Raw genomic sequence first — 23,469 nt, 5'->3', positions numbered from 1 at the left:
ATACCCCCTGTGTTTCTGGATTTACACCCGCTTAAATTTAATCCAGTCGATCTGCATGCCGGGCTTGACGAAATCCAGCTTCATCTCATAATAACCTGCTTCGAGTTCCACTTTAACCAGCTTCTGTTTGATCCATCTGCCGTCGGTACCATTCGTTTGAATCGTGGTCACCGGTTGACCGTTCAACGTGACGTTGCACGCGCTTTGGGCTAGTTCGGTTTCCGGAGACATAATGCGCACAATAATTCGGTACTCGCCGGAATCTTCCACCTTCACATAAGTCGGCTCCGCTGCAGCCGGCTTTACTTGTGTGCTCTCCGATAAGGTTTGGGCATGTTCCGATGCGAGAGAAGGAGCCGCTTTAAAAGCACCGACGGCTTCCTCGATCACCTGTTTTCTTGAAAATACCGGTGCATGCATCAGGAATCGGCAAATGTTCATAGCGCTGCGCTGCAGCTCTCCACGGGTCAGCGTACCATTTTCCAAAGATGCCAAGGTATTGTCTTCCCATGCATTGATTTCCGCACCGTAGTTCATAACCACCATGTACAGATCATTTTGGGCGCGGACCATCCAGTTCGTGTTTTTGCGATCGGCAGGGCCTCCGTTCACCACATCGTTCATAATGGCCCACCAGTCGGTCATCACGATGCCATGGAATCCCCACTCTCCACGCAGAATCGTGGTATTCAAATCATAATTGGAAGCCGCCCAGTGTCCATTGATCGGATTATATGAGGTCATGATCGAGTTCGCTCCGCCCTGCTTCACCGCGATTTCAAAACCTTTCAGGTAAATCTCCCGAAGGGCGCGTTCAGACACAACAGCGTCGACTTTACTGCGATGCTTCTCTTGGTTGTTGCAGGCAAAATGCTTCAGGGTGGCATTGGAGCCGCCCTTCATAATCCCGCGCGTGCATGCCGCAGCAAACGCGCCTGAGATCAGCGGATCTTCCGAGAAATATTCAAAATTGCGCCCGTTCAGTGGGCTGCGCCGAATGTTCAGACCCGGTCCAAGTAAAGTATCGATGTTGTAACTGAGCAATTCCTGGCCTTCCATCACATAGAGCTCTTCGACAAGCTCGGTGTTCCATGTAGCCGCAAGCAAGGTACCAATAGCCACCTGCGTTGCTTGCTGCCCGCTATCCATCCGAATCCCGGACGGTCCATCCGCCGTACAAGCCACCGGAATTCCGTAGTCGAGCAAGCTGTCGCTCACGCCGCCAAAAGCTGAGGCCGTTCCTGCTGTTACCAGCGGACTGCTCATGCCTTCTCCTCTGACGATCACCGCCAGATCTTGATCGCTTAATTGAGCAATAAAAGCTTCCATGCTGACCTTTCCCTCATACACATCCCTTAAGGTATAACCTCGATTACCTGTTTGCTCCAAGGTAAGCGGCAGGTTTTGATGAATGCGTTCCTCCATGGAAACCTTCCGCTGCGGCACCTCTTCAAAAGTGAGTTCATAGGAGCCGTCTTCCTTTCGAGCGCCCGGCTTCATACGTGTGAAGTTCTCCGTTGGCGCCATGGCTTCTTGCAGCTGCTCCACGACTTGCAGCGCTTGTACAACGTAACCATCTTGGCCATCCAAACCGATGGGCTCCACATTTCTCACGCTGGTTCCCACATACAAACGGTATGTTCCAGCCTCTAATACATAAGCGGAAGGCACCCCCGTCACACCTGCATCATCATAGGAAGCCATGGTATGAACCGGGAAGCTGATTGTAAACTGCTGCGAATCGCCCGGTCCAAGCTCCTGCGTCTTCCCGAATGCCGCCAACACCTTGGCAGGCTGACCCAGCACGCCTTGCGGCGCTTCGTAATAAACTTGAACAACCTCTTTGCCTGTATAGGTGGCCCCGATATTTTTTACGTTCACACCGATCTCAATATATTGTGTTCCCTCTTTGACCGTTAACTTGGCTTCTTGCGGCTCGATTTCGAACTGCGTATACGACAACCCGAAACCGAATTCATACTGGACAGCAGCGGTTCGAAACGTTTCGAAAAAACGGTAACCCACATAAATGTCTTCTTGATAAACATTCTTTAGTTCATTTCCATAATTACGAGTCGATGGATAATCCTCGATCGAGTAAGCAATCGTGTCGGTTAATTTGCCGCTTGGCGTCACCTCGCCAACCAATACGTCCGCAATGGCGTTGCCGCCTTCCATGCCACCGTGCCAAGCATAGATCACAGCGGAAATCGGGTGTGCATAACTATCATCACGCATCCAGCTCATATCGATAATGTTGGACACATTCAGCACCACAATCGTTTGCTCAAAGTGTGTTGTCACCTGCTGCAGCATGGCTATTTCTTCGGACGTTAACTGGTAACTGCCCGGCTCATTGGCATTGTCCTGGTCTTCACCGGCTGTTCGTCCGATGACAACAATCGCCTTGTCGGATGCCTGTCTTGCTGCGGATACCAGCTCATCGGTCAAAGGCATTTCCTTCTGATGCCACGGCTCGGCCGCCCAGCCGCCTCCGCCATTATCGAAAGGGTTCTGTTCAATCCACTGTTCATAAACAGCTGCCAAATCTTCATTAACAGTGATGTTCTTCTTATCCCGAAGACCGCCGAGCAGATTTGTTGTATGGGATACATGAACGCTCCCGCCTGACCCCGTACCGCTGCGGTAATAATTAATCTGCGTTCTGCCAAAAACGGAAACGGTTTCGTGTGGTTGAAGGGGAAGAACTTGTCCTTCATTCTTTAACAGTACGGCACCTTCGGCGGCGACCTTTCGGCTGAACTCCGCAAATCCTTCCAAAGGAACTCCCAGTCTCTGTGTACTCAATATATTCCCTCCTGTTTATTTTCTCCATAGATCCAATCAATATGAAGAAAGGTATGTAAATGCCCAGCTGATTCCAATATTAGGTGTAAGGCATCTTCTACTATCATAGTAACAAATTCTGTATAGGAGTATATAAAAAAAGTCTTCTGGAGATTTTGCTTGTTAAGACGACCTACGAATAGCCCATCCTAAGCCAGCACATAATAAACTTCATAACCGAAAAAAAGTAAACAAGGAGGTGCTTTCCATTGAGCACGAACCAACCGGACAAGAACCTGATCAACACGGTGGAACAACTGGCAGAAACACCTGTAAACAGCCAAGAGGCCCAGCAACAGCAACAAGCCCGGAACGATCGCCGGAAACAAGCGCTGCATAACAGCGATGACAAATACAAAGAAAATGAATCCAAGAACTATCATTAGGAGCGTCAGTGACTAGCCTCATTCCTTCCCAATGAGAAAACGTAAAAAAGCGACCCGTAGCGGTCGCTTTTCTTATGGTATACATGCTACCTTTTTATTGTTCAAGTGTCACGATTTTATTACATTTGTTATGATGGCATAGAGGTGAGTTCGATGATAATTCGAGAGAAATGTACCTGTCCATTAGAGATTGCTCATGACATTATAAAAGGCAAATGGAAAACCATGATCATATATCAATTGAAAAATGGGAACACGTCCTTAGCCCAACTGGAGCGAGATATTGATCAGATCACCCAAAAGATGTTGCTACAGCATTTAAGAGAACTTATATCCTGCGGGATCGTTGATAAAATCAAAACGGAAGGGTATCCGTTACACGTAGAATACTATCTTACGGAACGCGGGAGGAAGCTGTTAGAGGCGGTACTGATTATGCAAGAGATCGGCATTGAATATATGGTGGAACGGGGTCAAACCGAGCTTCTCGACCGCAAAGGCATCAGTTATAAGTTATGAAATCATGATCACCATACCCACAAAAAAGTGGGTAATTCACCGTTCACGGGTCCGAAATTATAATACTTGTAGAAATTGATTTTACTACGAGTAAAGGAGCCATGAACCATGAATACAGCGTTACTATTAGTAGACATTCAGAATGATTATTTTCCAGGAGGTAGAAATGAATTATTCCATCCCGATCAAGCGTTAACCCATGCTCAAGAAGCATTGTCGCTATTCCGGGAGAAGAATTTGCCTATTGTCCACGTTCAGTGTATTCTTCTGGAGGATAACGCTACATTTTTCCTCCCCGAAACCGAAGGGATCAACATTCATGAAGGCATAAAACCCCAATCCGACGAACAAGTCATCGTTAAGCACACGCCAGACAGCTTTTTTCAAACGGAACTGCAAGAATATCTCGAATCCATTAAAGTCACGCGCTTGGTCATTGGCGGCATGATGAGCCACATCTGTATCGATTCGACCGTGAGAACGGCAAGTCGCCTGGGCTATGAAGTCCTATTGCTCAGTGATGCGTGCACCACCCGAGATTTAGTATGGAATGATACGGTAATTCCTGCAAAAACCGTCCATGATACATTTATGGCATCGCTACAAGATACCTTTGCTCAAGTAGTCGACACGAGCAGACTTTACGACTTGATCTGACTTTCATTACATAAACTAAAACAACAGACGCTTAAGGGCCTGCCTCATATTAAAAAAGTACCCATGGTCCGAACACTTTAAAAGGTGCGGGCTATGGGTACCTTTTTGTAATATACATTCCTTAAAGCTGATCTAATACCCTCGCGAATACTCCGGGCTTTCTTTAAGATGGACGATATCATGACCGGTTGGATTCTGGAAGGCACGAAGCCCGAAGGTTGGCGCAACCGCAAAGATATGATCAAAGATATCCGCTTGAATCGATTCATACACTCCCCAGTTGGTGTCATTGCTGAAAGCGTAGATTTCCAATGGAAGTCCGTTATCTCCCGGCGCTAATTGTCTGACAATCAGCGTCATATCCTTATGGATTTTCGGATGGTTCCGCAGATATTGATGGATGTATTCCCTGAATACACCCACATTCGTAAGCTGTCTGCCGTTCACTTTGCTTTCCGTATTAATCTCGTGTTCGATGTTGTAGGCGTTAATTTCATTTACTCTCGTCGTGACGTAATCGGTAAGGTAGTGAATCTTCTGAAATTCCTCAATCATTTCCCTGGTGCAAAAGCAGATGCTGCTCGTATCGACATAGAAGCTTCGCTTAATTCTTCTGCCGCCGGATACTTGCATGCCTCTCCAATTCTTGAACGAGTCCGAGATGAGGGCGTAGCTTGGAATCATGGTAATCGTTTTATCAAAATTCATTACTTTTACCGTATTCAATGTAATATCGATGACGTCACCGTCCGCATGATATTTCGGCATTTCAATCCAGTCGCCAACGCGCACCATATCATTCGATGATAATTGAACGCCTGCCACCAGGCCCAATATGGAGTCCTTGAAAACCAACATCAGAACAGCCGATAAAGCACCAAGCCCACTGAGAATGATCAAAGGATTCTGCCCGATGAGGTTGGATATGACCACGATGCCGCCGATGATGAAGAGAACGATTTTTATCACCTGAATGTATCCCTTAATCGGTCTGATCTTGGAAACCTCAAACGAACGATAAATGTCATCAAACGCATTAAGCAGCGCATTCAACACCGTGATCGTTACGATAATCATGTACGTTGCTGCAGCTTTTTCAATCAAAACTTGATAAGCCGGAAAGATGGACGCCGAAAAATAAATAATGATTGCCGGCACGAGATGCGACAGCTTGTGGAACACTTTTTTCTCTACGATGATATTGTCCCACGTATACCGATTGTTGTTGACGATATGAATAATCGTCTTCAGCACGATTTTTTTGGCTATGAAATTAGCCAGCACGGAGATCACCGCGATAAATACAACCATGATCATATTCGAGAGATATCCAATGGTTTGTTCGCTCATGCCATATCCGTCTAGTTGATTTTTGATAAAGTCCATTGTTTCCTCCTGACAAGTTTAAGATTAGCCTATTATTATAGAGGAGATTCTAGTACTACGCAAAGTTCAAGATAAGACATCGCTGGGTTGATTTGGAAGATGCTTGGTAAGTCTGTAAGGAAAACGAAAAAGAACACCGATTCGGTGCTCTTTTTGTCTGATTCGATCCGATCTATTTCGTTTCCTTTCCGTTACGGCTGATCAGCCCCCGCAGGAGCTTCATGACAGACTGAATTTCAGTATCGGTTAACAAATAATACGTGTTCACTGTCCAGGTCTCTCTGTTTTTCAAATGAAAAATCAGCACAGGAAATTTCGGAAGCAGCCACTCCCGAATAGAAGGGCCGCTGTAGCTGATGCTTGTAATCTCCGCCCAGGCTACGGTCCGCGTACCATCTGAAATGGAATTTTGATCGTAAGTGAGGAGCTGCGTGTCTGATTTCAGTGCCTTTGGCAAGCTGACAACCAAATATCCTCCAAAAAACGGAATCCCTATTATGGCTGATGTGATACAAAAGAACTTACGAATAAAGGAAGTATCCATAAAAAAAGCCGCGTACAGCAGAAACAGGCAGGCCAGCACAAACAGTAAACTGCCAAGTGCTTTGCCCCATGCCACGGATTTCCGATAAGATATCGCGTTCATGAATTAACGCCTTTCTGAAATTATTTGAATAGTCCGCGAATCCAGCGAACTCTATTTTTGACCACTTTAGCTGCGCCATCACCGATAAAGGCTCCAATCGTACAACGGCGCGATGAATGTACCAAGAAACCGTCTCGTTTTGGTTTATGGTTGGATGGTACCTCCATTTTATCAAAGAGCAGTTTCTTTATGTTTGACTAAATGAAAAAAGGGGCTGTGTCTCCGTCATTTACAATGACATTTGGGACAGCCCCTTTAGTATGTATGATGGCGAATCGTGGCTGCTCGAAACCACAATTCGCCGGATCGCGTTAGTCAGGATGTCCTCTATAAACTTACGGAGAGAGTATCCGTTTTTGACCGGTGAGCTCCTGAATCGGCTTAATGTTTTGAGTAAATTCCAGCGTGCCTAAATAGTTCCCTTCTTCATCCCTTACGGCAAAATAGCGAATGTAGACAAACTTATCTTTAACCGGGATCCAGAAATCTTCTGCATCTTTGACACCTGCTTTGAAATCAGCTAGGAGCTGATTGACGACGTGAACGCTTTGCGGAGGATGGCAGTTCTGAACACTTCGGCCGATCACCGCTTTAGTTCGAACGAAGATTCGTTCTTTGCCCTGGGAAAAATATCGAACGATATCATGTTCATCGATAAAGGTTAGGTCGACCGGTAAATGATTTAAAATGGATTCCATCTGTTTGACCGATAAAATGCCTGTACTCATTCGGATATATCCCTCTTGCAGCGGAGAAGACGCCAATCCCTGATCTGCGCCAGGCTCAGCTGCTCTTTCAGGATTCCATTGTTGATCAGGCGCAATTAAGCAATAACCGACCTCTTCGCTTTGGGCAGCAATTTGAAGCCATTCATCCTCCGTCAACTTTTCCAGAGCCATAGGTAATAAGATATGTTCCTCTTTATAGATCATTTCTGTAACTTCGTTTAAGACGCGTCTGGCCAGATCCACTACGATCTCGGCATGCCCATCAAAATGAGTAAGTTTGGATTTCACTTCTTTTATGCCCATTCGGATACCGTCATCTACTGCCCACATCACCTTGGTCGGTCCATAAATTCCGTATTTCTCAAGAAAAGGAAACAGCAAATTTTCTTTGCGGCTGTAGTGTTTGTCTACATCATAGAGAAGACTGAAATCCTCCAGCAATTTGAGGCGATTTGCCTCTCCTTGATCCTTAAGAAACTGATCCAGATGCAGTGCGATTTTGAAGTTTGCCAGTCGATCGATTTCTTGGTTCTCCATCTTAAAGGTAAACACAGGATGTCCAGGCTGCTCTTCAGGCTTATGGGCTCTGTGAATGTCTTGGATGGAACCTTTAAATACCGCAGCATGCACACTGCACAGTCGCTGTACTTCGGTTACGGGGATTCCTTCCTCCTCCATCAGCACTTGCTCCAGCTCCGATATTTCATCAACCGATATTTCGCCTACAGCTTGGTTGAATTTTGACTTTACTTCCTCCACGCTTTTTCCATGGTGAAGCTCTTTAATGATTTCCTTGAGCAAATGTAGCCGGGCAGTTCGATGAGCAGAAATTCCTTCCTCACGGTTATTAATTAATTCACTCATGTTCATCACCTCTGTTTTGATTCATTATATAAAGATAAAGTTCTATTCTGTTTACTTCTCTAAACTAGCATTCTCATGCACCGTGACTTGTGATTAAAAGCACATAGGGAATGAAGATTCATTGAACATAGAAAAGGTGATACGTCATCTTCGAAAAATCTTTATCCGCTTGACGGAATGGCCGCACGACTGAACGAAGCCCGCTCAGCCATATATACGTAACAACCCTTGTTTCCGAATTGCTACGGGGACCGTAAACAAAAAGCGACCGGTTACGGTCGCTTCATTATTGTATGTATAGAAGGGGGTCGAACCCCTATAGTAAAAAATCCGTAACACTCTTTTACCAAGGCTCCACCAACCCGAACACAGGCTATTCGTACTTCTGAATCAGCAATACACTTTTGAATTTCTTCGTCTGAATCAACAAGGAAACCTACAAACGAGCTTTAAGGAGATGCAAAAAAGCAGTCCGCCTCAAACACACTACAAAAATACGGAGCCGCCCCAAGTTATACCGGAGCGGCTAGCCCGCGTCTCTTCACACAATCGCCCCTTGGGCGTACAGCATCTCCCTGAGCTGCGATGCATCGACTTCCACCGCGGTGATTCCCATCTTGCAGGCCAGGGCCGCCGCCGTGCCCGCCGCTTCTCCCGTAGCCATGCAGCTTGGCGTCAAGCGCGTGGTCGCCAGTGCTTCATGCGTGGTGGAAATGCAGCGCCCTGCCGCGAGCAGATTTACTGGTCCTCGGGCCACCAGGCAGCGGTATGGAATACTGTAGGAACCGTCATTCTCGATGGTAGCCTCCATGATCCCTTTGCCTGACGGATCATGCAAGTCAACCGGATAACCGCTCCTCGCAATGCCGTCTTCAAAATGTCGTCCCGTCACCACGTCCTCCATCGTTAACCGATACAGACCGTCGATTCGGCGCGACTCCCTAATTCCGATCTGGGGGGCAACCGAGGAAATGGAGGCCTCGGCAAATCCAGGCACCCGCGATTTCAAAAATTCCGCCATCATCAGCACCTGTTTGCGCCCTTCCTCCTCCGCCAAAGTCAGTTCCTCGACGTCGGTCGCGCTTAAGCCTTGTACCCGCGTACAGTTAATCAGCACCTCATCCTTCTCCGGCCCGATAAACAGCAGAACCTGATCGCGGTTGATCGGGACCTCGGCAGCCTTCCACTCCTTATAAAAGCCGGAAACCCCCGTGAGCGGAATACGCTCATTCTCTAGTTCGGCAAACGGCGTCTTGTGATAAAAATTGTCGGGATCAGCAAGCATCGCCTTCCGAATCGCCTCCACGTCAACACCCCGCATCCGGAATTTCATCGTCATCGGCTGCGACAGCCCGTCGCTTTCGCGCCCCTGAAGCGTCGGTGCTCCCGCCAGATAAGCGACGTCCGCATCCCCGGACGCATCGACGAACATCTTCCCGTCAACCTTGATTCGCCCCGATTTTCCAGTAAGGGTCACGGACTGGATGTATTCGCCTTCACGTCCGACTTCGTCAACGAAGCTGTGCGAGACGAGCTTCACCCCCGCTTCGCGCAGCATATCGACGGCAAGCACCTTATATATCTCTGGATGGTACGGCGTCAGCGTATTCACGAAACCGACGGTATCGCGAAGATGGCCGGGCGAGCCCCCTCGCTCCATCAGGCGCTCCACAATTTCCTGTGCAATACCGCCGATGACCCGTTCCCCTTGCTGTGTATGAAACGTCATCCAAGGATAAACTCCGGCAGCCGTAGACATCCCGCCGACAAACCCGTACCGTTCAATCAAGATGACGCTTGCCCCCTGCCTGCCGGCGGCAATGGCGGCGGCAATGCCCGCCGGCCCCGCACCTATAACTACCACGTCCGCCTCCATGATCCGTGTCCTGCTGTCCATCTCTTTTTACTCCTCCTTTTAAGCGTTATTTACGCTATTCCTTGAGACCCGTCATGGATACCCCTTCGACAAACTGCTTCTGCGCAAAGAAAAACACAATGAGCAGTGGTAATGTCGCCATAACCGAAGCGCTCATCAGCAGATGCCACGATGTCCCCGACTCGTCGGTAAACAGCGATAATCCCAGCGGCAAAGTCATCAGCTTACGGTCATTAATAAAGATCAGCGGATCAAAAAAATCGTTCCAGCTCGTCAAAAACGTGAAAATGATCAGCGTGGCAATTGCAGGTTTTGCTAACGGCATCATGATTGTGGAATAAATCCGCAGCCTCGAGCAGCCGTCAATCATCGCCGCCTCCTCCAGCTCCTTCGGAATCCCCAGAAAAAATTGCCGCATCACAAACACCCCGAACACACCGCCTGCGCCGAATATAGGCAAAATAATCAGCGGTAAATGCGTATTGATCCAACCCAGCTCACGCATAAACAGAAACATCGGAATGGCAATGACCTCATTCGGAATCATCATCGTGCTCAGCAGCAGCAGAAACACCAGGCTTCTCCCCCAAAAAGGAATTCGTGCGAAGGAATACCCCGCCATGGAAGAGAATAGCACAGTGCCCACGGTAACCAGAAGGGCGATATAGACGCTGTTGCCATAAAATAGATGGAACGGGATCGTCTCCAGCACTTCCGCATAATTCGCCCATCGTATCGGCGACGGAATCAGCTGCGGCGGAAAAACAAACACATCAGCCGGCTGTTTGAGCGAAGTCGAGACCATCCACACGAACGGGGTCATCATGACCACCGAAACGGCAAGCAGCAGCAGATAATGGAACAGGTTCCCGCCTGCCGGGTTACCCCTTTTAGCAAATAGACTAGCTTTCATTCAGAACCCACCTTTTTCTCATCTGCCATTGTGCCAGCGTAAGCAGCAGGGTGATGACAAACAGCACATAAGCCAGCGCAGAAGCATATCCGAACTCGAACAGCTTAAAGGCTCGTTCCCAAATGTTGTAGACGAGCACCTTCGTGCTTCCAGAAGGCCCCCCTTGTGTCATCACGTAAATTTGTCCGAACACCTTCAACGAACCGATAATGGTCATCATCAGGGTTAAAAAAATCGTCGGCGTGATCATGGGTACGGTAATTCGGAAAAAAATCCGCATTCTCCCCGCGCCATCGATTCTGGCCGCCTCGTAGAGCTGCGCCGGAACCTGCTGCAGCGCCGCAATGAACAAAACCATATTCAAACCGACATTTTTCAGAAGACTGGTCACGATAACAACGGGCATGGCAAGCCGGGTATCGTACAGCCAGGCCGGTCCGGTAATGCCGATCATGCGCAGCAGCTGGTTAATGAACCCGGAGTCCGTGGCAAACATATACTTCCAGACAATCGACCAGACCACCAGCGAGGTCATGACCGGAATAAAGATCAATGTCCGGAAAAAGCCGGCTCCGCGGATATTTTTTGATAACGGGATTGCAAGCAGCAATGCCAAAGTAATGTTCAGCGGAACAAGTCCGACGGCAAAATAAAGCGTATTGCCCAGCACGCGCCAAAATTCCGCGTCCCCCGCAATCGTTCGGTAATTCTCAAATCCGATGAGCTTGGCCTCACCCAGCAGCGGCCAATCAGTAAAACTCATATAAAGCGCCATAATGAGCGGGACAAGCAGCAGCAGAATGAACCCCAGCACCATCGGCAGCACAAACAGCCAGCCCGCCAAATGGTCTCCGCGGTTTAAAGGCCTGGTCTTCCTTGCCTTCCTTCGAAATGAACGGCCGGGCCCTTCAGATTTTATCGTTTCAAGTGTGGTCATGTCGCTTTCCTCCTTGTGGGGCACCTCTACAGACGATCGATGGCATTCCGTAAAGCGGCAACCTCCTTGCGGATGCCTTCCGCTTCATTGCCCGTGACCACCGCTCCGACCAACAGCACCTTAACGCCGCTGTCGGCCAAGGCCGGGATATCCTCCGGCCCGATTTTACGCTGTGTTGGCACAATGACCGGCAAACCGCCGTGTGCCGCAAGCCAGCGGTAATGAAGCAGATCGGCAAGGGTAAGCCTGGTACCATATTCATGGCCGGGAACGATGGAAGCCTCAAGCGCGCTGATGCCGAAGGTCCGGCCTCCTTGCACGATGTCCCGGTCGAACTCGCTATCGATCGCAAACGTTCTTGCCAATCCCGGGGCCTGCAGCAGAAAAGCAGGATGATGAAAGGCATAAATCGAGTAGAAATCGACGCCAAGTTCAGGGAGCCGGATAATTTCCTCCGCGTTTACCTCTTCCACCGAGCCTCCGGGCACAATTCCAAGGGGGCCGCTAAAGCGGGAGCGAATGTCCTTGAAAATGTCGGCATAGCTGCCCAGCGTGCCGAAGCGATTGCCGCTGGCCCGGTGCCCTACGTTGATATGAACTTTCAAACCGTCGGCGCCCGAAGCCAAGGCTGCCTCTGCAAGCTTGATGTCATTGGCCGGGAGGCTGACGAACAGCTGCAGCCCCGGCGCTTCGTTTAATGCTTTATCCAAACGATTCATGCCCGTTCCTCCTAATGTAGCTTCCACTATTTGCTCAGCAGAGCATCCACCTTGCTTTTTACCTCGTCCTGAATTTGCTGCGGTTCACCCCGCCCGGCAAATAACTCGTCAAAGCCTGTCAAAATCTCCGTGTCAATGTTTTGCCAGCGGATATGTCCCGGCTGCACAACTGCTTTAGGCATTTCATCGATGACCGCCTGCTTGATGTGCCCGGCATCCGGATTGCCCTCCACGCTCAGGAACTCATCCGAGTTCAACACCGATTGGCGCGGCGGCACGAAGAAGGCCGACGTTTTTTGGACACCCTCTTTGCCGGCAAGGAATTTCAACAGTTCCTTGGCTTCCTCCGGATGTTTTCCCTCTTTAAATAGCACGTAACCCGCCTGACCCATCATTGGAACGCTGCCTTTCGAGCCCGATGGCATTGGCGCAATGCTCCATTTGAAATTTTGGATTTCCCTGGCTTTGGATACAAAGCTATAGTTGTCGAAAATCATGCCGATTTGCCCGGATTCAAAATTAACCTGCTCTCCCGCCTTCGGGTGCGAGCCTTCTGTAAACATCATGCGCTTCAGCATGTCCAAAGTTTCAACCCCGTATTGATCATTCCAAGTGTATTCCGTCATCTCTGGATTAAATGGTCCGCTCCCGTTTGACCAAGAATACGAAGCAAGAATAATCCAAGTCTTCCAGTCACGGAAAAAGTTGGCTCCGTAAACGTTCGGTGAAGAAGCGCTCGTCTTGATCGTTTTTGCGGCTTCTTCGAACTTTTCCCACGTCCATTCTCCTTTTTCCGCAAGCTCATTTGGCGTACTTAAGCCCGCTTGCTTGAACAAATCTTCGTTGTAGAACACCACGCTGGGCGGAGTGGAAAACGGCAGTCCGTATAGCTTGTCGTCCTGGCGAAACAGTTCAAGCGTCGAAGGTATAATGTCATCGATGTCAAAAGCTTCATCCTGAACAATATCCGTGACATCGGCCAGAATGTCGTTGGCCATAAATTGCGGTACCATCCGCTCTGATACCCAGGCAATGTCGGGCAGCTCCTGGCCTGCCGCCAGCACAGACATTTTTTGCTGATAGTCCGCAAACGGGATCGTGTCAATTTGCACCTCAATATTCGGATGCTCCTGCGTGAAAGCGTCGGTCAGCCCTTTGTACAGCTCAAGCTGCGCCGGGTTTCCCCAGGTCGCAAATTTGAGCAGCACCTTCTCGCCACTGGCTTCACCTGGCGTATTATTCGGCTGTTCTTTTCCGGCGCAGCCAATGAGCCCCACACCAAGTGTTAATGCCAACAAACCGGTCAACCATTTTTTCATATACCGCTTCCCCCTCTGTATTGTTCAAGTTAAGGTTGTGATGAGGTTAATTATATTTACATATGGTCATATAAAAAATCACTAAACGTTCAGAAAAGGTACGATTTTTTTAGTTTTTTTCTGTTCTTGTCCACAAAAAAAGAACTACATAACATAATTTGTTATGTAGTGTTACACACCGTATTGCTCCCGGTAGGTTCCCGGCGTTATTCCGATATGCTGTTTAAATACCAGCATAAAATGCTTAGGACTTTGATATCCTGATAAACGGGCGATGTCGTAAACCTTCAGGTTCGTCGTCTCAAGCAGCTTGCAGGCTCGCCGGATGCGCGTTTCGGCGATATAATCGGACAAATTGCCTCCCCCTTCCTGCTTAAAGAGCTGGCTTAGATAGGAGGGATTTAAATGCACCATTTCCGCTAACGTCTGCAGACGCAAATCACCGTCGGGGTTTTCAGCGATATACGCCTTCAGCTTCCGGATCATCCTGCGCCCCTCGCTGGATGGCGGCCCCCCGTCCGCCTCGCTATGCGACTCAGCCCCATCCGCATATCGATTTGACGAATTCAAGGTTAGCCGAATCTTGTCCAAAGCAACCGTAAAATCCTTACGGTCTATGGGCTTCAGCAGGTAATCGGCGATCCCGAACTGCAGCGCTTTTTTAGCATATACAAAATCTCCATAGCCGCTGATAATGACAATCGGCATCCCATGGCCCGCGGTCCGCAGCTTTTCGACCATCTGAAGTCCGTCCATCTCCCGCATACGAATATCCGTAATGAGCACATCCACCACATTGCGTTCCAGATAAGTCAGCGCTTCCTTGCCGTGAGCGGCTTCGTATACGACCTCAAAATCAGGAGCCACACGGCCGATCAGATCGCGGATGCCTTTACGGATAATGTCCTCATCCTCCACCAACATGAGTTTGATCATTGATGACCTCCTACTTTTCTTGTTTCGCGAACGGCAGCGTCACGGTAAAGGCCGCACCTTGTCCCAAGCTTCCATCGATTTCGAAGTCACAGTCCCCGCCGTAAATCAACCGCAAACGCTGTTTAATATTTTTCAGCGCCACTCCATGACCGCGTAATGGCATCGCCGGCGTATTTGCTGCCACATCATCCCCGGCCTCTTCCAATGAAGCTTGCAAAGCCGCCAATTCATCCTCCGACAAGCCCCGCCCGTCATCCCGAATGGTCAACAGCACCTCATCCTCAAAACGCGCCACCGTAACGTATACCGTTCCCCCTTGCTCGCGGTCTCCAATCCCGTGCATAATCGCATTCTCAATGAGCGGCTGGAGCAGCAGCTTCGGGACCAAACAATCTTCCAACCCTTCTTCGATATCGAACATAGCCTGCAGCCTGGAACCATGGCGCATTTTTTGGATGCGAATATAGGACTCCGCCGTCTCAAGCTCCTCGCCAAGCCGGATGAGGCTTCGGTCCTGCTCCACTGCGCTGCGGATCAGTCGTCCCAAAGCCGTGGCCATTTCTGAGACGTCCTCATTATTGCGCTGCCGGGCAAGCATGCTGATCGACTCCAATGTATTATATATAAAATGGGGTTGGATCTGGCTTTGCAGTGCGGCTAGCTCCGCCTCTCTTTCCCTCATGCCGAGCACGTACACTTCATGGACGAGGCGGTCGATTTCCTCTACCATCCGGTTGAAGCCGGAACCGAGCCGACCGATTTCATCCTCAGTTACCGGCACGCTCTGTTTGAAATCGCCGAGCTCCACAAGTCGCATTTTTCGTACCAGCGTCCCGAGAGGCTTGGTCAGCCGATAAGAGAAGAAGATGGCTAAGGCCCCGGCCATAACGAGACATACCAGGCCGGCTAGGAGGGTAAAGTTGCGAAGTTCCTTGGTCTCCACAAGCAGGGTAGCCACCGGAATATAGCTGACGATATGGATATCGGAATATCGGGAATAGTTGGAGACTACCAAATACTTGCTGCCCTCCATATGCAGAATCTGGCTGGCCGTCTCCGAATGCCCTGAAAGCTCGAGGATCCGGTCCGAAAGCAGCTTGGACGCCTCCTCCGTATCCCCATCTGCGGTCGCCGTGTAGAAAAGCTCTTCCCGGCTATTTTGCACGACGATGCCGCCGTTCTCTTCCAGCCTGACATTTTCGACAAGCTGTTTGAACAAGGTCTGCTTCAAATCGATTTTGACTAATCCGAGCGTCCGGTTGGTATTGGGCTCACGGATCAGCCTGGCTACGGAAAAATAGCTTTGATTGCCGTCCAGATAGTAAGAAGGCCGATGCGGCGGAAGCAGCACCCAGGCCCCTCTCGCTTCCACCACGCCAGGGTACCAGGGCTGTCGCTCCACGTCCGTATAGGCAGCGATCGCACTAGGAGCCAGGCTCGAGAAGGTGTAACCGCTTCCGGCAAAAATCTGGATACTGTCAATCTCTGGCCTGTCGAAGGTCATGCTGGCGATATAAAGCTGCATTTTGGAGCGTTCTTCCACCGTAGGCTGCTGATGCAGACTATCCTCCTCCCTGTACTTGCGCAAGATGGACAATACCCCCGAATCATATAAAGGCATCAAGCTCAATCTCTGCATCTCCATCAGGGTCCTGTCCAAATTCCGGTTGATCTGGTCCACCAATTGAGCAGTATAATTGGAGGTTCTTCGTTCAACGGAGTTGGAAAAATCCACGTAAGTAGCCACGCCCTGCAGACTGAGCGGAATCGAAATGAGCAGCAGGAAGATCAGCAAAATTTTAGCACGAAGACTCCAGGACTTAAGCGGTTTGAACCTGAAAGACACGCTGGCCACCCCCTTCCGCCCGTCCCGTTTATTTTCACTTCATTGTACAGGAACATGGTGGGGATGACTACGGGATACGAATACAGTCAGCATGGAAATTAGACCGGACACTGAGAAAATTATAATTAAGAAGTCTTAAAAAGGAAAAATAAAAGCGACCGAATCACGGTCGCTCCACTTTTTAACCGAAGACTGTTCTACTCCAACTCCATATAAAAGAGATTCGTCGTATTATCTTTTGTAATCGTATGCGCCCCTGGAGCAAGTGACACACTAACAATACCATTCGTCATTGGATAACTCGTTCCATCAATCTTGATCTTGGTTCCGTCTGCCGAATTAAACACTAATGTTAATGTAGCGGTTTCCGTAGAGGTAAAGGTAATACGGGTTGAACTCTCGATTTTCAAACATTGGGTTAGCGTTAAGCCGTTATACACCACTGTTCCCTTGGTTGTGGAGAGATTCCCTACAATATTAAAGAAATCGTTTTCCGCTCCGGACGTTGTGAAGTTGTGAACTTGTTCTCCGGTGGACGGCTCTGGTTCTGGTTCTGGTTCCGGCTCCGCCCCGGTTGAATTCCCGCCTACGGATACAAGCCCGCTGGTGTAGCTGCTTATTTTAGCCATAAGAGCTGTATTGAGGGCATAGGATGTGTCGTCAACGGCATCATTGAATTCCCAGGTGAAGTCCCCGTTATTCAGGCGTCCGGCTTGTGCGGTAACGATCTGTTCCACATCGCTCACGTTATCAATGTCGACGCGGTTTACTCCCGTATCGACGGTTGTATCGAAGTTATTATAAGCCGTTCCTCCCACGAATGCTTTGTATGAGCTTGGTACGGTTTCACTTCTTGACGAAGCCAAGAATGCATCGAATGAGGTTGCATTTGCCGGAGCTGTTCCGGTATCGGAATTCGCATAAATTAGACTGTCCGCATCTACGATCCTATTGTTATAGGCCTTAATCACGCCTCCGTCTTCGCCCGAAAATGTCCCTGCCCCTAGAGCATCCGTACCTTGCAAGGAGCTCAACATCGGGTATTTGGCATGTCTAAAGTAATTGGATTCCACAAAGGCCGAAGCTCCCGTTGTCACACCGACCCCATATTTTGAGACTCCGTCATAGAAGTTATTATAGATGTGAACCGATGCCAATCGGATGCGTGGATGCCGCGAGTCCGAGTGATCAAACCAGTTATGGTGGAAGGTGACAAAGAATTCCTCCGATTCACTCAAACCGACCAAAGCCGCTTTTCCCGAATCCCAGTAGTGATTGTAGGAGATGGTAATATAGGTCGATCCTTTTTTCAGATCCGTTGAACCATCACCCTTGGCCTGGTCGGCATCTCCTCCTGCGGTTCCATAAAAAAGATCGTTATTATGCACCCACACGTTGACGTTTCCTGTATCCATGGAAATCCCGTCGTCAGGGAACAACATGAGTCCCAGGTTTCTTACTTCCACATTCCCGACATATCTAAGGAGCAATCCCCATCCATAAGCATAAGCGTCGTCTCCGATCCCTTCGATCGTCATAATCATTTCCGAATATTCGTTATTGCCTTTTACTTGAAGGTAGCCGCTGCTATTCAGTTGTCCGATCATGTCGTCATCTGTAACTTTTCCAATAAATCGAATGGCAAGAGGGGTTGTATCATATCCTTTTTGTCTTAGCGTCAAAATCTCGCCGATCCCCACGCCAGTTTGAATTCCGCCTGAGCTATTGATTTTCACATCAAGGGTGACGGTTCGTGCCGTTTCGGAGGTCACATAAATAACTTGTGCACCATCCTTAAGTGTTCCGTCATCATTGTAGGCACCCGAGCCTGTCTGGTATGGCGAGTCTGAGGAAAAAGCAAACCCCGATCGATCATGCGGCGCTACGGACAGGTTATTCGAAACGGCATTTACCGTCGAACCGTCACTCAGCCTGGCTTCAACCCTCATTACATAATTTCCTGCAGCTAAGCCTACGGCGTCCGCTCTCCAATAGGAAGGGTATTGTCGAATCAGCTCATTATCAATTTGTTGATAGCTGGAATCCGAGGCGCCTGCTTGTTTAACATATACATTGTATCCCTCCGCATTACTTAGGGGTGACCATTCTATATACGCCGTTTCATTCCAACCCCCACCACCGATGATCGAAAGACCGGCAGCATGGACCGTACTCTTATTCACCCATCCTCCCGCTATGAGAGATAGCGCCAGAGAAAACAACAACACCATGCCGGTCACCTTTGCAACGCTGTTCTTCATTTCATCTCCTCCTTTTTTTGTTCACTTGCACTTTTGTAATCGTTTTCAATAAATTGGAACTTTCTTATCATCCCCCTCGCTTATGGACCATGTCTGTCAAAACAATGTCTTTGTTTAAAATCAATAAATTTTGAAATTCCACCCACAGCTTATCAGCTGCTAAAGAAGTTCCGAAACAATCATTTTCTCACACCCGGTGCATTTCACGATAATCTGAGTTAATGATTATTCGTCAGGGAAATGACACCTACTCTTGGACAACATCCTTGTTGGCATCGTCGCGAACGGCTGAAATCTGCAGATACAATGCGCAGATTGGGCTATATTTCAGCCTTCTCCGGACGCAAACGGAAAAAGCGCCCGGTTAAGGTCGCTTTGGAGAGAGCTTCTAAAAGCTCTCTATGGGCTGGCTGCATCGCATAGATTTTATGGAGGCGAACCGTGTAGCTTGGCAGGATGTACGGCATACCGCATTAAAGCTTACCCGTTATGTAACGGCGTAAGCTTTTTGTATTACTCTGTTATTCAGTTCGGCAGCGATTAATAGCGTACAGATTCTCTCATTATGATACCGCCATCCAGCATTGTTAAAGTCCATCGATTTTCGTTATTTGAGGACACTGGTTCCGCTATTTCCTTATTTTCACCGATTTCGCAGCAATAAGCGGACAAGAGATCCGCTATTGCGGGATTTATCGCGGATTAATCCGTGTTTATGGTACAATAGCGGATCCTATGTCCGCGTGAACTCCATAATGGGCCGATTCCCGTAAATTAACGGATCCTCTGTCCTCATGATCTTCTTAATGGGCGAATTTTAGCATATAGCAGGGCCTCTGCTGCCCACATAAGCACGGGAAAGGGCCGTTTCCTGTAAATAACGGATCCTATGTCCTCACGACCTTCTTAATCAACTGGTGAACAAGCTGCGCGTCGAGCGGGCCGAAGAGATGCTCCGCCGCAATCCCGATGTGAAGCTGGCGGATTTGTCCTATCAACTGGGCTTCTCGGACAGCAAATATTTTTCCAAGGTATTCAAGAAAATTACGGGAAGGCCGCCAAGCCAAAGCGTCGAGTCCGAAATATAGAAAGGTGTCACTCCGATCTATGGACCTAAAGAGCACCCCTTTTTGCTTAAACCGAACACCGTGATCACCTGAGCACAAACGATGGGTAAAGAAACATTTATTCCATTCAACATAAATAGGCAAACGAACCTTCAACCGACGGAATTCATTTTCCTTTTCAAAAATGAAGAAAACCCGCTGTAGTGAGCGGGTTCTGTGTATGGAGGCGAACCACGGCTGTGTAAAACCACAATACACCGCCGAGTATTCCATTCGTTACCTTTCATACTTGTCTATCCAATTCGATTGTTGAAGCAATGTAGACGATACGGACCAAATAGTAGATTTTCAAAAATAGATAGCTTCTAAAGCTCTCTATGGGCTGGCTGCATCATCCCTTGAGTGGGGTGATCCTCTGGGTAGTCGTAATATTGCGACTGAACAGACGCATGTATTGGTGCTTCCATTGGCGGCACTGACGGCTGCTGATAGGGTTCATCCACATACATGATCTTACGCTGAATTTGCATGAGCCCATTCACGATACGCAGCGCGACCCAGAACAGGATAAGGCCAACGCCTACGTACAGCAGGTATTGCTGATTATAAGTCCAATCGATATGAAAATAACTGAACAAACTATTCTCTAAAATATCAAGCTGCAGTTCATTCATCAAAATGATATGGACGACGGGAAGAGCAATTAATCCGAGTCCCAGTGAAATCGCCGTCACCATAATAACAAAGAATACGATGCCAGTAACAAATCTTAGTAATACGAGGAGCAGATTTCGAATAAATAACCCTCCGTCAAAACCTCTCACCATTCGTTTCAACCAGTTCTGCCCAGATTCAGACTGTTGATTGTAGGTATACGAAGCAGAAGGAGCAGGTAAACCTAAAATTTGTCTAATCATGCTTTGTTCAAAATTGACAATCCCATTCAACAGCTTGGCTACTCCAAAAAACAGCGGTATTCCGATAAATATTGGAGTCAAACCGATGGATAGTGTTAGTCCCGTTATCGCTACTGTAAAATAAATAATCCCTAACGGGAGAGATAGCAAGAAATAGAGGATCGTTGCATAGGTTTTTGGATTAAAAAGCACCCAATTCACCTTGCCTGCCCGCGCCATTCCAGTCGCTTCTGTTGCCTTCATATTCAAACACCCCTTATAGCTTCATAAGTCACGCTCCGAGTTATAAGTCCATTATATCCGCCTTATTTGGCTGACATAACCGTCTTAGGGGGTATCTGAACCTAGACTTTAGACTAGGGACTGACCTGGCTCTGATGAACTTATTGAAGTAAAGTCAACGCAATGAGCCTCCATGTATTTCCTTTTATTATTCCATAATCTGTGTTTTATTAAATATAGAATGAAGCTATCCTATTCACGTTTACTACCTAACTGAAGGAGATCTCTACATGAAACAGCCATTAAGTATCATCCCAGACCAATGGAAAAGAACTGGGATTGTCACGATCGGCGGCCTACTTATAGGAGCAGGATTTGCCGATTGCCTGATTGCCATGAATTCAATCGATTTAAATCAAATCGCTAGAGGGTTAACGATCTTTAGTGCAGGTCTGACCATCTTAGTCGTCATGGATAACTCTAAAACACAAAAGGAGACCGAGAAACTCCAAAAAGAAACACAACTTCGAATGGAAAAAATAGAAGATAAGCTGAACGCCCTTCATCAATCCCAACAAATAACGAATTCACAGTTTCTTGAAATCAAAGAGCTGATGCACCAATCAAATTCGGAGATCTAATACACAATACTTTGTTTCGGTACAACTTGAGTCAAAGAACGCGCCTGAGCAGGCTTTAAAAAGCACCATCAGTATTATCAAAGGCCCTCCAGGCACGGGGAAAACCCCAGACCAGACGATCTTAAAACATTCTTGCGAAAGTTTTTTGCCAATCTGCCACCTGAAGTGTGGAGGGAATTTAGAGTAAAGATATCTTATGGGGAGCTGTATGAAACCTTCAGTAAGAGAAGCCGCCATTTCCAGCCCTTGGACTTGTCGATCCTCTCCTCATTGTGTTTAGGACTAAAATATACAGTTAGCGTACAAAAAACAACACATGGTACGCTTATACGTATAATTGAAATCTCAAAGAGAGGAAGCGGATTATTGCCCCCATCTTTTTATCATGTGTTATGAATGTAACATCGAAGCCATAAGGTCTTACTTATCCATTTAAGTTTAACTTTTCTTATTTCTTTTTAGGGCTGATGGCTACAATTGTCTACTCAAATATTTAGGATAACGCGTTGCTTTGATCGACTTCCAAAATATCGAGCAGGAACATAAAGATCGGAATCCCGATAATAAGCCCCCAAATCCCCATGAAGTGCTGAGAGAAAATAAGAACAATAAAGGTGTAGAACATCGGCAGCTTCGTTTTGTGAGCATACAGCTTCGGATTTAAGAAGTATGTCTCTACTGCATGGATAAGTAAAATCATGACAATCGCCCAAATGACAGTTGAGATACCGCCAATCTGGTAACCGATAATACTGATCGGAATGAAGGAAATCACAACACCGACAACCGGCACAAGGCTTAGTAAAAATACCATAATCGTTAGAGCGAACAAGTAAGGGTAGCCCATAATCCACAACCCGATAGTCGTTAAAATCGTATTGACTAAGGCAATCATCAGTTGAACCTCGATCACTTTACCGAAGGAAGAGGTGAATTTTTGGCCAAAATATTTAAACTCATTGTAAGCCCAGCTTATCTTGCTTTTGCTCAACTTATCTGTAAAGTCATTGACTGTTTTCTTCTGGATTAAGTAGAAGTAACTCAATACAATAACAAAAATGATAACCTCGGCCCATTTGCCTATCTTCAGAATATAATTTAATGCCTGGCTTCCGTATTGCTCTAATTCCAGCTTACCGAGCGCGGAGGAGACAAGCTCAGCGATTTCATCCGACTGAGGTGTATTCACGAATCTGATAATGGAAAAATATAAATCGGAAATTTGACTAATGAGCTTCGGAACATAATTGACAATTCCGTATACAAGCCCAAATATTAAAACCGCATACAATATCGTATTCACGACAATAGGCGATATAGGAAACAGCTTCGATATTTTCTTCGTAATAAAGTGCTCTAGGCGTCCCATGACGAAGGTAACAAGAAACAGCAATAACAGCAGATTGAGCATACCTCTTAAGCTGTACAGCAATAAAATAACAAGTAAGAGGAACAGAATCCTTCTTACTACATTGTTAGAAAAAAACTCCCGCAAAAAATTCATTCGCTTCCCTCATTTAATTATATTTAGTTACCTAAAGATTCACGGATGTGCCTGGAGAGTCACAATACGAAAGACGTGACTTCCGACCGCTGTTGACGGCATAACATGACTTCAGTTCAACTTAGACAGTTCAATTATATATGAAATGGTTACCATTCGAAAATTCTCCTCGACGGCTTAATAACGAATAAGTAAAACACACACACTTTTTACCGCTGTAATAAGCAAAAAGCGACCATATTGGTCGCTTCAGATTGTCGATAAACCCTGTACTTTTT

19 protein-coding genes are annotated in these 23,469 nt (G+C 47.6%); 5 read left to right on the top strand and 14 right to left on the bottom strand.

Features of this window, described 5'->3' with window-relative positions; all coding sequences use genetic code 11:
* Positions 1-21 precede the first annotated feature (21 nt).
* Positions 22-2,808 (bottom strand): glycoside hydrolase family 3 C-terminal domain-containing protein, encoded by a 2,787-nt coding sequence (locus tag MKX98_RS01735; RefSeq protein ID WP_339221069.1) that lies wholly within the window; start codon positions 2,806-2,808, stop codon positions 22-24.
* Between the two features lie 248 nt (positions 2,809-3,056).
* Between MKX98_RS01735 and MKX98_RS01730 the strand changes: the two genes are divergently transcribed.
* From MKX98_RS01730 to MKX98_RS01720, 3 genes are all read left to right on the top strand, one after another.
* Entirely contained in the window at positions 3,057-3,233 is a 177-nt protein-coding gene (locus tag MKX98_RS01730; RefSeq protein ID WP_181469815.1) for a hypothetical protein, read from the top strand.
* Positions 3,234-3,386: 153 nt separating this feature from the next.
* A complete protein-coding gene (locus MKX98_RS01725; protein ID WP_113059065.1) occupies positions 3,387-3,752 on the top strand; it encodes a helix-turn-helix domain-containing protein in 366 nt (121 codons plus the stop codon).
* A gap of 108 nt (positions 3,753-3,860) precedes the next feature.
* On the top strand, positions 3,861-4,409 hold the full coding sequence (locus MKX98_RS01720; protein WP_220686898.1) for a cysteine hydrolase family protein: 549 nt from the start codon (positions 3,861-3,863) through the stop codon (positions 4,407-4,409).
* 132 nt (positions 4,410-4,541) lie between these two features.
* Here MKX98_RS01720 and MKX98_RS01715 read toward each other — a convergent pair whose 3' ends face one another.
* The 11 genes from MKX98_RS01715 to MKX98_RS01665 all read right to left on the bottom strand — a co-directional run bounded on the left by MKX98_RS01715 (position 4,542) and on the right by MKX98_RS01665 (position 18,840).
* Positions 4,542-5,795, bottom strand: coding sequence for a mechanosensitive ion channel domain-containing protein (locus tag MKX98_RS01715; RefSeq protein WP_220686899.1), 1,254 nt, complete (start codon positions 5,793-5,795; stop codon positions 4,542-4,544).
* Positions 5,796-5,967: 172 nt separating this feature from the next.
* Positions 5,968-6,441, bottom strand: coding sequence for a DUF5381 family protein (locus MKX98_RS01710; RefSeq protein ID WP_220686900.1), 474 nt, complete (start codon positions 6,439-6,441; stop codon positions 5,968-5,970).
* Between the two features lie 335 nt (positions 6,442-6,776).
* Positions 6,777-8,033, bottom strand: coding sequence for a DUF438 domain-containing protein (locus MKX98_RS01705; RefSeq protein WP_220686901.1), 1,257 nt, complete (start codon positions 8,031-8,033; stop codon positions 6,777-6,779).
* Positions 8,034-8,574: 541 nt separating this feature from the next.
* Positions 8,575-9,930 (bottom strand): FAD-dependent oxidoreductase, encoded by a 1,356-nt coding sequence (locus MKX98_RS01700; RefSeq protein WP_339221064.1) that lies wholly within the window; start codon positions 9,928-9,930, stop codon positions 8,575-8,577.
* A gap of 34 nt (positions 9,931-9,964) precedes the next feature.
* Positions 9,965-10,822, bottom strand: a complete 858-nt coding sequence (locus tag MKX98_RS01695) for a carbohydrate ABC transporter permease (RefSeq protein WP_071219263.1) — start codon at positions 10,820-10,822, stop codon at positions 9,965-9,967.
* A complete protein-coding gene (locus tag MKX98_RS01690) occupies positions 10,812-11,759 on the bottom strand; it encodes a sugar ABC transporter permease (protein WP_194540482.1) in 948 nt (315 codons plus the stop codon). The genes MKX98_RS01695 and MKX98_RS01690 overlap by 11 nt, the downstream gene beginning before the upstream one ends.
* 26 nt (positions 11,760-11,785) lie before the next feature.
* The gene (locus MKX98_RS01685; protein WP_194540481.1) at positions 11,786-12,478 is read right to left on the bottom strand and encodes a hypothetical protein; all 693 of its coding nucleotides are present in this window, start codon (positions 12,476-12,478) and stop codon (positions 11,786-11,788) included.
* Positions 12,479-12,504: 26 nt separating this feature from the next.
* Complete coding sequence (locus tag MKX98_RS01680; RefSeq protein ID WP_194540480.1) at positions 12,505-13,797, bottom strand: sugar ABC transporter substrate-binding protein; 1,293 nt, start codon at positions 13,795-13,797, stop codon at positions 12,505-12,507.
* A 171-nt stretch (positions 13,798-13,968) separates the two neighbouring features.
* On the bottom strand, positions 13,969-14,733 hold the full coding sequence (locus MKX98_RS01675) for a response regulator (protein ID WP_339221059.1): 765 nt from the start codon (positions 14,731-14,733) through the stop codon (positions 13,969-13,971).
* A gap of 10 nt (positions 14,734-14,743) precedes the next feature.
* On the bottom strand, positions 14,744-16,579 hold the full coding sequence (locus tag MKX98_RS01670; RefSeq protein WP_339221057.1) for a sensor histidine kinase: 1,836 nt from the start codon (positions 16,577-16,579) through the stop codon (positions 14,744-14,746).
* Positions 16,580-16,776: 197 nt separating this feature from the next.
* On the bottom strand, positions 16,777-18,840 hold the full coding sequence (locus MKX98_RS01665) for a pectate lyase (RefSeq protein ID WP_339221054.1): 2,064 nt from the start codon (positions 18,838-18,840) through the stop codon (positions 16,777-16,779).
* Between the two features lie 917 nt (positions 18,841-19,757).
* Here MKX98_RS01665 and MKX98_RS01660 point away from each other — a divergent pair.
* Positions 19,758-19,928, top strand: a complete 171-nt coding sequence (locus MKX98_RS01660) for a helix-turn-helix domain-containing protein (protein ID WP_339221052.1) — start codon at positions 19,758-19,760, stop codon at positions 19,926-19,928.
* A gap of 344 nt (positions 19,929-20,272) precedes the next feature.
* On the opposite strand, the gene MKX98_RS01655 is transcribed toward MKX98_RS01660, so the two are convergent.
* The gene (locus tag MKX98_RS01655) at positions 20,273-21,067 is read right to left on the bottom strand and encodes a sensor domain-containing protein (protein ID WP_220686902.1); all 795 of its coding nucleotides are present in this window, start codon (positions 21,065-21,067) and stop codon (positions 20,273-20,275) included.
* A 269-nt stretch (positions 21,068-21,336) separates the two neighbouring features.
* Here MKX98_RS01655 and MKX98_RS01650 point away from each other — a divergent pair, with 269 nt between their 5' ends.
* On the top strand, positions 21,337-21,687 hold the full coding sequence (locus MKX98_RS01650) for a hypothetical protein (RefSeq protein ID WP_339221050.1): 351 nt from the start codon (positions 21,337-21,339) through the stop codon (positions 21,685-21,687).
* Between the two features lie 493 nt (positions 21,688-22,180).
* On the opposite strand, the gene MKX98_RS01645 is transcribed toward MKX98_RS01650, so the two are convergent.
* Positions 22,181-23,191, bottom strand: a complete 1,011-nt coding sequence (locus MKX98_RS01645; protein ID WP_194540474.1) for an AI-2E family transporter — start codon at positions 23,189-23,191, stop codon at positions 22,181-22,183.
* Positions 23,192-23,469 lie beyond the last annotated feature (278 nt).

Origin of the sequence: Paenibacillus sp. FSL W7-1332 (assembly GCF_037969785.1) — a bacterium.
In the GTDB taxonomy this organism is placed as follows: Bacteria; Bacillota; Bacilli; order Paenibacillales; family Paenibacillaceae; genus Paenibacillus_AQ.
The sequence above is the reverse complement of the archived record's forward strand: the minus strand, read 5'-3'. Positions and strand labels throughout refer to the sequence as shown.

Bases quoted from the DNA above. Each gene is read 5' to 3' on its own strand.
- MKX98_RS01725 (WP_113059065.1), top strand. From the start codon at position 3,387: ATGATAATTCGAGAGAAATGTACCTGTCCATTAGAGATTGCTCATGAC.
- MKX98_RS01720 (WP_220686898.1), top strand. From the start codon at position 3,861: ATGAATACAGCGTTACTATTAGTAGACATTCAGAATGATTATTTTCCA.
- MKX98_RS01715 (WP_220686899.1), bottom strand. From the start codon at position 5,795: ATGGACTTTATCAAAAATCAACTAGACGGATATGGCATGAGCGAACAA.
- MKX98_RS01710 (WP_220686900.1), bottom strand. From the start codon at position 6,441: ATGAACGCGATATCTTATCGGAAATCCGTGGCATGGGGCAAAGCACTT.
- MKX98_RS01705 (WP_220686901.1), bottom strand. From the start codon at position 8,033: ATGAGTGAATTAATTAATAACCGTGAGGAAGGAATTTCTGCTCATCGA.
- MKX98_RS01700 (WP_339221064.1), bottom strand. From the start codon at position 9,930: ATGGACAGCAGGACACGGATCATGGAGGCGGACGTGGTAGTTATAGGT.
- MKX98_RS01695 (WP_071219263.1), bottom strand. From the start codon at position 10,822: ATGAAAGCTAGTCTATTTGCTAAAAGGGGTAACCCGGCAGGCGGGAAC.
- MKX98_RS01690 (WP_194540482.1), bottom strand. From the start codon at position 11,759: ATGACCACACTTGAAACGATAAAATCTGAAGGGCCCGGCCGTTCATTT.
- MKX98_RS01685 (WP_194540481.1), bottom strand. From the start codon at position 12,478: ATGAATCGTTTGGATAAAGCATTAAACGAAGCGCCGGGGCTGCAGCTG.
- MKX98_RS01680 (WP_194540480.1), bottom strand. From the start codon at position 13,797: ATGAAAAAATGGTTGACCGGTTTGTTGGCATTAACACTTGGTGTGGGG.
- MKX98_RS01675 (WP_339221059.1), bottom strand. From the start codon at position 14,733: ATGATCAAACTCATGTTGGTGGAGGATGAGGACATTATCCGTAAAGGC.
- MKX98_RS01665 (WP_339221054.1), bottom strand. From the start codon at position 18,840: ATGAAGAACAGCGTTGCAAAGGTGACCGGCATGGTGTTGTTGTTTTCT.
- MKX98_RS01655 (WP_220686902.1), bottom strand. From the start codon at position 21,067: ATGAAGGCAACAGAAGCGACTGGAATGGCGCGGGCAGGCAAGGTGAAT.
- MKX98_RS01650 (WP_339221050.1), top strand. From the start codon at position 21,337: ATGAAACAGCCATTAAGTATCATCCCAGACCAATGGAAAAGAACTGGG.
- MKX98_RS01645 (WP_194540474.1), bottom strand. From the start codon at position 23,191: ATGAATTTTTTGCGGGAGTTTTTTTCTAACAATGTAGTAAGAAGGATT.